The organism is Nocardia sp. NPDC058497 (genome assembly GCF_042720195.1).
GTDB lineage: Bacteria > Actinomycetota > Actinomycetes > Mycobacteriales > Mycobacteriaceae > Nocardia.
On the sequence record NZ_JBHXMY010000018.1, the window covers coordinates 17,023 to 25,804 of the forward strand.

At 69.7% G+C, this 8,782-nt stretch carries 9 protein-coding genes; 8 read left to right on the plus strand and 1 reads right to left on the minus strand.

Annotated elements, in window-relative coordinates; translation table 11 throughout:
- The first annotated feature begins 239 nt into the window (after nucleotides 1-239).
- From ACFWPJ_RS02700 to ACFWPJ_RS02720, 5 genes are all read left to right on the plus strand, one after another.
- Nucleotides 240-863, plus strand: a complete 624-nt coding sequence (locus tag ACFWPJ_RS02700) for a pyridoxamine 5'-phosphate oxidase family protein (RefSeq protein ID WP_378846227.1) — start codon at nucleotides 240-242, stop codon at nucleotides 861-863.
- A gap of 81 nt (nucleotides 864-944) precedes the next feature.
- The gene (locus tag ACFWPJ_RS02705) at nucleotides 945-2,090 is read left to right on the plus strand and encodes an MFS transporter (protein WP_378846229.1); all 1,146 of its coding nucleotides are present in this window, start codon (nucleotides 945-947) and stop codon (nucleotides 2,088-2,090) included.
- A 20-nt stretch (nucleotides 2,091-2,110) separates the two neighbouring features.
- Nucleotides 2,111-2,977, plus strand: coding sequence for an alpha/beta fold hydrolase (locus ACFWPJ_RS02710; protein WP_378846232.1), 867 nt, complete (start codon nucleotides 2,111-2,113; stop codon nucleotides 2,975-2,977).
- A 108-nt stretch (nucleotides 2,978-3,085) separates the two neighbouring features.
- Nucleotides 3,086-4,294 carry an alpha/beta hydrolase family protein gene (locus ACFWPJ_RS02715; protein ID WP_378846235.1) on the plus strand — a complete coding sequence of 403 codons (1,209 nt, stop codon included), beginning with the start codon at nucleotides 3,086-3,088 and terminating at the stop codon, nucleotides 4,292-4,294.
- Nucleotides 4,295-4,357: 63 nt separating this feature from the next.
- Entirely contained in the window at nucleotides 4,358-4,756 is a 399-nt protein-coding gene (locus ACFWPJ_RS02720) for a helix-turn-helix domain-containing protein (protein WP_378846237.1), read from the plus strand.
- A 229-nt stretch (nucleotides 4,757-4,985) separates the two neighbouring features.
- On the opposite strand, the gene ACFWPJ_RS02725 is transcribed toward ACFWPJ_RS02720, so the two are convergent.
- Nucleotides 4,986-5,576, minus strand: a complete 591-nt coding sequence (locus ACFWPJ_RS02725; RefSeq protein WP_378846248.1) for a TetR/AcrR family transcriptional regulator — start codon at nucleotides 5,574-5,576, stop codon at nucleotides 4,986-4,988.
- A 69-nt stretch (nucleotides 5,577-5,645) separates the two neighbouring features.
- On the opposite strand from ACFWPJ_RS02725, the gene ACFWPJ_RS02730 reads away from it, so the two are divergent.
- The 3 genes from ACFWPJ_RS02730 to ACFWPJ_RS02740 all read left to right on the plus strand — a co-directional run.
- A complete protein-coding gene (locus ACFWPJ_RS02730; protein ID WP_378846238.1) occupies nucleotides 5,646-6,599 on the plus strand; it encodes a patatin-like phospholipase family protein in 954 nt (317 codons plus the stop codon).
- On the plus strand, nucleotides 6,596-8,074 hold the full coding sequence (locus ACFWPJ_RS02735) for a flavin-containing monooxygenase (RefSeq protein WP_378846240.1): 1,479 nt from the start codon (nucleotides 6,596-6,598) through the stop codon (nucleotides 8,072-8,074). Before ACFWPJ_RS02730 ends, ACFWPJ_RS02735 begins: the two co-directional genes overlap by 4 nt.
- Nucleotides 8,071-8,782 (plus strand): SDR family NAD(P)-dependent oxidoreductase (locus ACFWPJ_RS02740; RefSeq protein ID WP_378846243.1); only part of this gene is annotated, 712 nt, incomplete at its 3' end. The genes ACFWPJ_RS02735 and ACFWPJ_RS02740, both read left to right, overlap by 4 nt.

Here is an 8,782-nt window from a genome sequence, read left to right on the forward strand (position 1 = left end):
TAACCCCGCCGGGCGGTGTGGGGCCGGGGCGTGCCGCGCGATCGCCCTTCACATCCCGGGGGGCGTTTCCCGAGCGGGGTTCCAGGCCCCCGTTCGTGTTTCTAGCCCTTCGCCCCGAAGTTTTTTCCCGAACCGGGAATCAAATCGACCTCTCTAACCTTTCAACTGTTGATTACCAGTTAGATCGATGGAATCATCACGAGGGAACGAGTCATGGGCAATCACGCGAAGGGGCAGTCGTGACCGGGCACTACGCGCAGGTCGCTTTCACTCCGCTGGTGCGCGAGCATCAGCGCGTCCACGGGAGTCTGCGCAGCTATGAGCGGATGGCGCAGGTGCCCGAGGTGGCTGATCGGATCGGGCCCGACGAGGCCTGGTTCATCGGCGAGCGCGACAGTTTCTATCTGGCGACGGTCGGTGAGACCGGCTGGCCGTACATCCAGCATCGCGGCGGCGCACCGGGATTCCTGAAGGTGCTCGACGCGCACACGCTGGGGTTCGCCGACTTCCGCGGCAACAAGCAGTACATCAGTCGCGGCAATCTCGATCACGACGACCGGGTCTCGCTGTTCCTGATGGACTACGCCGCGCAGTCGCGGATGAAGATCTTCGGGCGGGCGCGGGTGCTCGAGGCCGCCGAGGACCAGGAACTCCTCGCCTCGCTGGTGGTCGACGGCTACGGCGCACAGGTCGAGCGGGCGGTATTGATCGAGGTCGAGGCGTTCGACTGGAACTGCCGCCAGCACATTCCGTCGCTGTACCCGCGGGCCGCGGTCGCCGAGGCGATGCAGGTCCTGCGCGATCGGATCGCCGAACTGGAGGGCGAGATCGCCCGGCTACGAACCGATTCCGTGCGCGACTGACTGCCGTGGTGGCGGAATGTCGCCGACTGCTGTCCAGGTTTAACCGTTAAAAACTATTTAGAGAGTTAGGATGTGACGGGCATGCGGCGTGAGCACCTTGCCTGGGCCGGGCTGGCGGCGATGACCGTGTCGTTCGGCCTGAACTTCACCATGGGCGTGTTCTTCGCGCCCACCGCCGCGGCCTACGGCGTCTCGGCGACCGCGCTGGCCGTGGCCGCCGCACTCGGCACGATGGTCACCGGCCTGGCGCAGCAGGGGATCGGCAGGTTGCTCGACCTGCTCGGACCCAAACCCGTGCTGATCGGCGGCCTCACCCTGATCTCGGGCAGCTACCTGGTGCTGGCCACGGTCACCGAGACCTGGCAGTTCGTCGCCGCCTACATGGTGCTAGGCGGACTCGGCTTCGCCTCCTCGTCCACGCTCACGGTGACCACCCTGCTCGGGCGGGCGCACGGTGCGCAGGCGGGGCCAGCCATGGCCAGGGCCGCGATCGGTATCAATCTGGGGCAGCTGATCACGCCGTGGGCGGCCACGGCGCTGTTCGATCCGGTCGGCGTGCGCGGCACCTTCGCGCTGCTCGGCGCGATCGGGCTGGCAGCCACCGCGGTGCTGTGGCTGCTGCTGCCCGACGATGAGCGGGCGGCGACGGTCCCTGGTGCGGGTGAGTCGCTGGCCGACCGGTGGAAAGTGCTGGTGTCCTTCGGGTTACACGCGGCGACCCTGTACGTCGTCGTGCTGATGTTGCCGAAACACGCCGTGGAGCAGGGCTGGTCGGTGGCGGGTGCGGGCAGGCTGGTCGCCTTGGCGGCACTGACGGCCGGGGTGACCTCGGCGGCGCTGGTGCGGCTGCTGCGGCGGTACCCGCCGGAAACCCTGCTGCGGGTGCTGTATTCGGTGCGCCTGGCCGCGCTGCTGCCCGCGGTGTTCGTGCCGGGGCCGGAGGTGCTGGTCGTGGTGGCCGTGCTGTTCGGTGTCGCGTCGTTCCCGGTCATCCCGCTGACGATGGCGATCCTGTCGCGCGGTCTCGACCCCGCCCGGATGGGTCGCACGCTGGCGCCTGCCTGGGTGATCCACCAGCTCGCCGCCGCCACCGGCCTCGGCATGGCCACCGTCGTGCACGCCCTCACCGACAGCTACCGCGGCTACTTCGCCCTCGGCTTGGTCTTCACCGTCGCCGCCGCCCTCCTGATCACCCCGGTTCGCCGTCGCGAACCGGTCACCGTATGAAGAGGAAAGAGAGATCCATCATGAGCCAGACCCGCCACAACACCGTCCAGATCCAGGGTCAGACCGTCTTCTACCGGGAGGCGGGCGACCCGAATGCCCCGGCTGTGGTTCTGCTGCACGGCTTCCCGTCCAGCTCGGCCATGTTCCGCAATCTGATCCCGGCGCTGGCCGAGGATTTCCACGTGATCGCGCCCGATCACGTCGGCTTCGGTCAGTCGGCCATGCCGCGGGTCGACGAATTCGACTACAGCTTCGAGAAGCTCACCGAGATCACCCTGGAACTGCTCGACACCCTCGGCATCGACCGATTCGCGCTCTACATCCAGGATTACGGCGCGCCCATCGGCCTGCGCATCGCCTCGCGCAACCCCGAGCGGGTCAGCGCGCTCATCACCCAGAGCGGCAACGCCTACCTCGAAGGCTTCACCCCGTTCTGGGAGGTGCTGTTCGCGCACGCGAACGATCGTGTCACCCACGAGCCCGAGGTGCGCAAGCTGCTCGAACTCGACGCAACGACATGGCAGTACACGCACGGTGTTCCGGCCGACCGGCTCGCGCTGATCAGCCCGGACACGTGGACCCTCGACCAGGCCTACCTGGACCGCCCCGGCAACAAGGAGATCCAGCTGCAGCTGTTCTTCGACTACAAGAACAATCTCGACGGCTACCCGGAATTCCAGAAGTACTTCGCCGAGCACCGCCCGCCCACGCTGATCACCTGGGGTGAGCACGACGAGATCTTCGGCGCCGACGGTGCCCGCGCCTACCTGCGCGATCTGCCCGATGCCGAACTGCATCTGCTCGACGCGGGCCACTTCGCGTTGGAGACGCACGGACCCGAGATCGCGGCGCTGATCCGCGACTTCCTCGGGCGGGTGCTGCGCTGAGTCCGGCGGCTGGGCGTCGTGGGGCGCCCAGCCGTTCCGGCGGCGTCGCGTAATCTGGTCGGCGGTTTATCGGCCGGGTGTGTCGGCCGTCGGTGTAGCGGGGGGAACATGCAGACAGGTATCGCTCGGGTGATCACGGCGGCCGCGGTGGCCTGCCTGGCATTGTCGGCCTCGGCCTGCGCCGGGGACACGCCGGGCGTGGCCGAGGTCGCGGGCGCACCGCGGGCCGGCTTCTACTCGCCGCCCTCGGAAGCTATTCCGGGACAGCATGGTTCGGTGATCCGGAGCCAACCGCTGACCGGGTCGCAGGCGGTGCCGGGGGCACGCAATTATCTGGTGCTCTACCGGTCCGTCGACGCGCAGGGCAAGCCCGTCGCGGTGTCGGGCACGCTCGCCGTCCCGGAGGGGACACCACCCGCGGGCGGTTGGCCGTTGATCTCCTGGGCGCCGGGCACCAACGGCGTCGCCGATGCGTGCGCGCCCTCGCGCACCGAGGGATCCTCGCCGGGCAAGGACGACCAGGCGCGCTGGGTCGCCAAGGGTTACGCGGTGGCCAGGACCGACTATCAGGGACTCGGCACGCCGGGTAATCACGGCTACCTGATCGGCGAGACCGAACAGCGGGCGGTGAGCGATTTCGCCACGGCCGCACGCGAAGTCGACAAGTCCGTGGGTTCGCGCTGGGTGGCGATGGGGCATTCGCAGGGTGGTCACGCCGCCCTGTTCGCCGCGGGCGCGGCCGCCGCGTGGGCGCCGGGCGCGGAACTACTCGGCGCCGTCGCGCTGGCTCCCGCGTCGCACCTGGGGGAGCAGGTGCGGATGGCGAAGTGGACGGTGTCGAACCCGCTCGGCAAGCTCGGCACCGGTGACATCTCGCTGTACGTTCCGCTGCTCGTGCGCGGCGCGCAGACCGTCACCGATGTCGACCCGGCCCGGTTCCTCACCGAGCGCGCGGTCTCGATGCTGCCGTTCGCGGACTCCGAATGCACCGCGGCGCTGCGGGATCGCGGCAAGTGGGGTGGGCTGTCCGCGAAGGACGTGTTCACCAAGGACGGCGACCTGTCCGGTCTGCTGCGCGTACTCGACGACAACGATCCCAGCGGATTGCGGTTCACCGCGCCGGTATTGGTACTGCAGGGCCGCTCCGACATGACCGTTCCGCTGAAGTCGACCGACGCAATGGTGGCCGAGCAGCAATTGCACGGCCAGTCCGTCGACTACCGCAAGTACGACGACGTCGACCACAGCGGCATCGTCGCGGCCTCGTTCGCCGACGCGCTCGGCTGGGTGGACACCCGCTTCGGCATCACCCGCTGAGCCGGGTTACGCCGAGAGCAGAAGAACCGGGTGTGTCGGCACCGGCATCCCTACGCTCGGAGCATGGGCGAACACAACGAGTTGCGGGTGATTCCGGGCGGACGCGGCGAAGGGCGTCCCGAACCGCTGTGGCGTGAGGCCCTCGGTGATCGCCTGCGCGCCCTGCGCCTCGAGCAGCGCTCCACCCTCGTCGACACCGCGGGACGCGCGGGGATCTCCCCGCAGTACCTGTCCGAGGTCGAGCGCGGCCGCAAGGAGCCGTCGAGTGAGATGATCGCGGCGCTCGCGGGCGCTCTCGGCACATCGCTGAGCGACCTCGTCGCCCAGGTCGCCGAGTCCATGCGCCGCCCTGCCGCGGCTCGCGCGGTCGTCATCGGTGGCGACCGGCGCATCGGTACTCAGGTCCAGCCCGCCCCGGTGCAGACCTTCGTCGCCCCGAATGCCGTGCTGTTGGCGGCCTGACCCCGATCGTTCGGCTGGCGATCCCGCGCGCTGGTCCGATCCCGCCCGTTGGTCCCAGCGCGCCCGGCGGAGGGCAGCCCCACCGGCACGGTGCCCACTCCAGCTCGATGGCCGCCGCGTCAGCAGGACTTCGCTGCCGATGGTCTCAGCCGAGCCGACGGGCACAGCCTTGCGCGTGCCGGCGAGTACGCCGGCCGGGTGAAGTCGCTCGACCCCGAGACCAGGCGAATTAGCCCGTCCGCACGGAATCGAGCAGGCCGCGCAGCTGATCGACGAGCGCGCTGACCGGCATCTCGGGGTCGATCGCGCGCTGCACGCCGAGGCCGATGCCGAGCGAGAGTAGTTGCAGCGCGGCGTCTTCGGCCGAGATCGGCAGATCGAAGCCCATCTCGTCGGCCTGTACCTGGATCAGGGAAGCCAGCACCGTGGTCATCGAGCGCCGGCGTGCGGCCAGTTCGGTGCGGACCTCGGGCATGTGCCGGGTGCTGGTCGCGAACTCGACCTCCAGTGCCGTCCAGCCGACGTCGCCGATGTTCTGGTCGGCCCAGCGGGCGAAGCCCTCGATCCGCTGGGCCATCGTGTCGTGCGGCAGCACCGCGTCGGCGAGGGACTGGGCACGTTCCACGTGCACCACATCGATCACGGCCAGGCCGAGTTCGTGCTTGGTGGCGAAGTTCGAGTAGACGGCGCCCTTGGAGAAGCCGGCCTCGGCGGCCACCTTCTCCAGTGAGGTCACGTTGTAGCCGTCGGCCAGGAACAGGCGCTTGGCGGTTTCCACCAAACGCTCGCGGGTGAGTGCGTGCGACTCCTTGCGCGTCATTCGGGCCACAACCGAAGTGTAGCAAGACTGGGGTACCGCTGGAACTCAAATACCGTTAGTATCCGAATTATGACTACACGACGTGGCCTCGCCATCGGGTGCGGCGGTCTGCTCGGCTTCGCCTGGACCGCCGTCGCCCTCGACGCCGTCGAGCGCGCTCTCGACTGGGATGTCCGCACCGCCTACGTGCTGATCGGCACCTCGGCGGGTGCGGAGATCGTCGCCGCGCTCGGCTCCGGGCGCACCCCGGCCGATCTCCTCGCCGCCCTGGACGGCGCGCCCGGCGCCGACCCGGTCCTCGCGCACCACGTGGCCGTCGACCCCGGCGCGATGCCGCCGCTGCCCGCGCTCGGGCTGCCCGGTCTCGGACTCGTCGGCGCTGGTGTGCGCAGCGGTTCGGCCTACACCGCGCTGGCCGGGCTGCTGCCGAAGGGTCGTGGCGACGCCAATTGGCTGCGCGCGTTCGGCCGGGCGCTGGCCCCGCGCGGCGGCTGGGTCGACCATCCCGCCACCTGGCTGGTCGCCGCCGACCCCAGCTCCGGTGAGCGGGTCGCCTTCGGTTCGAAGGACGCGCCGCATGTCGATCTCGGTTCGGCGATCGCCGCGTCGTGGGCGATCCCCGGCTGGTTCCCGCCGGTCTCGATCGACGGACGCGATTTCGTCGACGGCGGTGCGGTGTCCTCGGTGTCGGCCGATCTGCTGGCCCCGCTGTACCTCGACGAGGTGGTGGTCATCGCGCCGATGACCTCGGCGGGTGGCGCTTCGGCCACCGGCCTGAGCCGCGTCGAACGCCTGCTGCGCGCTCAGATGACCCGGGGGCTCGACCGCGAAGTGGCGCTGCTGCGCGCCGCCGGTACCCGGGTGATCCGGGTCGAGCCCGGCCCCGCCGAACTCGCGGTGATGGGCCCCAACTTCATGGATTCCGCCCGGCGGCAGGCCACCATCGCCGCCGCCCGCCGCATCGTCCCCCACCGGGTCGCCGACGCGGTCCGGGAGTCTGTCGTCGAAGGAGAAATCGTATGAGCCACCACGAAGTGGTCGTGATCGGTGCGGGCATCTCGGGCATCTGCGCCGCGATCAAGCTCGCCGAGGCCGGTGTCGAGGATGTGCTGATCGTCGAGAAGGCCGAGACCTTCGGCGGCACCTGGCGCGCCAACACCTACCCCGGCTGTGCCTGCGACGTGCCATCGGGCCTGTACTCGTTCTCCTTCGCGCCCAACAGCGAGTGGTCGCGGCTGTTCGCGACCCAGCCCGAGATCCTCGCCTATGTCGACCGGGTGGCGCGCGAGTCCGGGCTCGCCGACCGCACCCGTTTCGGTGTGCAGGTGCTCGGTGCCCACTGGGACGACACCGACCGGCTCTGGCGGCTCGACACCGGCGACGGCGAGCTGACCGCCCGGTTCGTCGTCTCGGCCGCCGGACCCTGGAACGAGCCGCGAGTCCCCGAGATCCCCGGCCTGGCCGATTTCCCCGGCGAGGTGTTCCACTCCGCGCGCTGGAACCACGACTACGACCTGCGCGGCAAGCGCGTCGCCGTGGTGGGGACCGGGGCGTCGGCCGTGCAGTTCGTGCCGGAGATCCAGAAGGAGGTCGCCGCGCTGCACCTGTTCCAGCGGACCGCGCAGTGGGTGCTGCCCAAGCTCGACCACCCGGTGCCCGGCATCGAGAAGCGGTTCATGCGCCGGGTGCCGTTCGCGCACAAGGCATTACGCTCGGTGGAGTACACGCTGATGGAAGGGCTCGGCGTCGCGTTCCGCAATCCGCGCCCGCTGATGCAGACGGTGCAGTCGGTCGGCTCGGCGTATTTGCGCGCGGTGGTGCGTGATCCGCAGCTGCGGGCCGAGCTCACCCCCGACTACCTGCTCGGCTGCAAGCGAATCCTGTTCTCCAACAGCTACCTCCAGTCGCTGACCAAGGACAACGTCGATGTGCACGCTACCGCCGTCGCCGAGTTCCGCGGCAACACCGTCATCGGCGCCGACGGCAGCACCGCCGAGGTCGACGCCGTCATCCTCGGCACCGGCTTCCACATCCTCGACACCCCGCTGGCCGACATCGTGCGCGGCGCCGACGGCCGGACCATGGCCGAGCACTGGCAGGGTTCGCCCGAGGCCTACCTCGGCACCGTCACCACCGGTTTCCCCAACGCGTTCACCGTGCTCGGCCCCAGCCTCGGCACCGGCCACTCCTCGGCCTTCGCGATTCTCGAGGCCCAGGTCGACTTCCTGGTCTCGGCAATCGCGAGCGCGGGGCGGCAGGGGTGGGCGATCCTGGATGTGCGACCGGAGGTCCAGGCCCGCTATGTCGACCAGGTGCAGTCCGCGCTGGCGGGCACCGTCTACAACGCGGGCGGCTGCCAGAGCTACTACCTGGATGCCAACGGCCGCAACAGTTTCAGCTGGCCCTGGTCCACCGGCGAGCTGACCCGCCGGGTCAGCGCCTTCGACCCCGACGACTTCACCATCACCACTGACGACGAGATGGCGGTACCGGCATGAGTTACCCACGAATCGACCTCGACGGCGCGCTGGTCGCGATCACCGGCGCCGCACGCGGCATCGGCCTCGCGACCGCCGCTGCCTTCGCGGCCAAGGGCGCCTACGTCGCGCTCGGTGACCTCGACGAGGGGCTGGCCGTGCAGGCCGCCGACGAACTCGGCATCCGGGCCATGGGTCACGTCCTCGACGTCACCGACAAGGACTCCTACGCGGCGTTTCTCGCCGCGGCCGCGAAGTGGCGTGGCGCACCGCTCGATGTCCTGGTGAACAACGCGGGCGTGATGCCCAACGGCGCGTTCCTCGACCAGTCCGACCGGATCGACCAGCTCACCATGGACGTCAATGTCTACGGCGTCATCCACGGCATGCGCCTCGCCTTGCCCGGCATGGTCGAGCGCGGCTACGGCCACGTCGTGAACGTGGCCTCGCTGGCGGGCAAGTTCCCGATCAAGGGTCTGGCCGTCTACAACGCCAGCAAGTTCGCCGTGGTCGGGCTGACCGCGGCGACCCGGCTGGAGATGGACGAGACCGGGGTCAGCGTGAGCGCGGTGCTCCCGTCGGCGGTGCGCACCGAACTCAGCTCCGGGATCGACTACGGCATCCTGCCCGCCGTCGACCCCGAGGACATCGCCGCCGCCGTGGTCCGCACGGTGAAGACCAGGGCCGCCGAGACCGCGGTGCCGTCCTATGTCGGGCTCGCGGCCAATG

Coding starts and splice junctions, on each gene's coding strand:
- ACFWPJ_RS02730 (WP_378846238.1), top strand. CDS start 5,646: ATGACTACACGACGTGGCCTCGCCATCGGGTGCGGCGGTCTGCTCGGC.
- ACFWPJ_RS02710 (WP_378846232.1), top strand. CDS start 2,111: ATGAGCCAGACCCGCCACAACACCGTCCAGATCCAGGGTCAGACCGTC.
- ACFWPJ_RS02715 (WP_378846235.1), top strand. CDS start 3,086: ATGCAGACAGGTATCGCTCGGGTGATCACGGCGGCCGCGGTGGCCTGC.
- ACFWPJ_RS02720 (WP_378846237.1), top strand. CDS start 4,358: ATGGGCGAACACAACGAGTTGCGGGTGATTCCGGGCGGACGCGGCGAA.
- ACFWPJ_RS02735 (WP_378846240.1), top strand. CDS start 6,596: ATGAGCCACCACGAAGTGGTCGTGATCGGTGCGGGCATCTCGGGCATC.
- ACFWPJ_RS02705 (WP_378846229.1), top strand. CDS start 945: ATGCGGCGTGAGCACCTTGCCTGGGCCGGGCTGGCGGCGATGACCGTG.
- ACFWPJ_RS02725 (WP_378846248.1), bottom strand. CDS start 5,576: ATGACGCGCAAGGAGTCGCACGCACTCACCCGCGAGCGTTTGGTGGAA.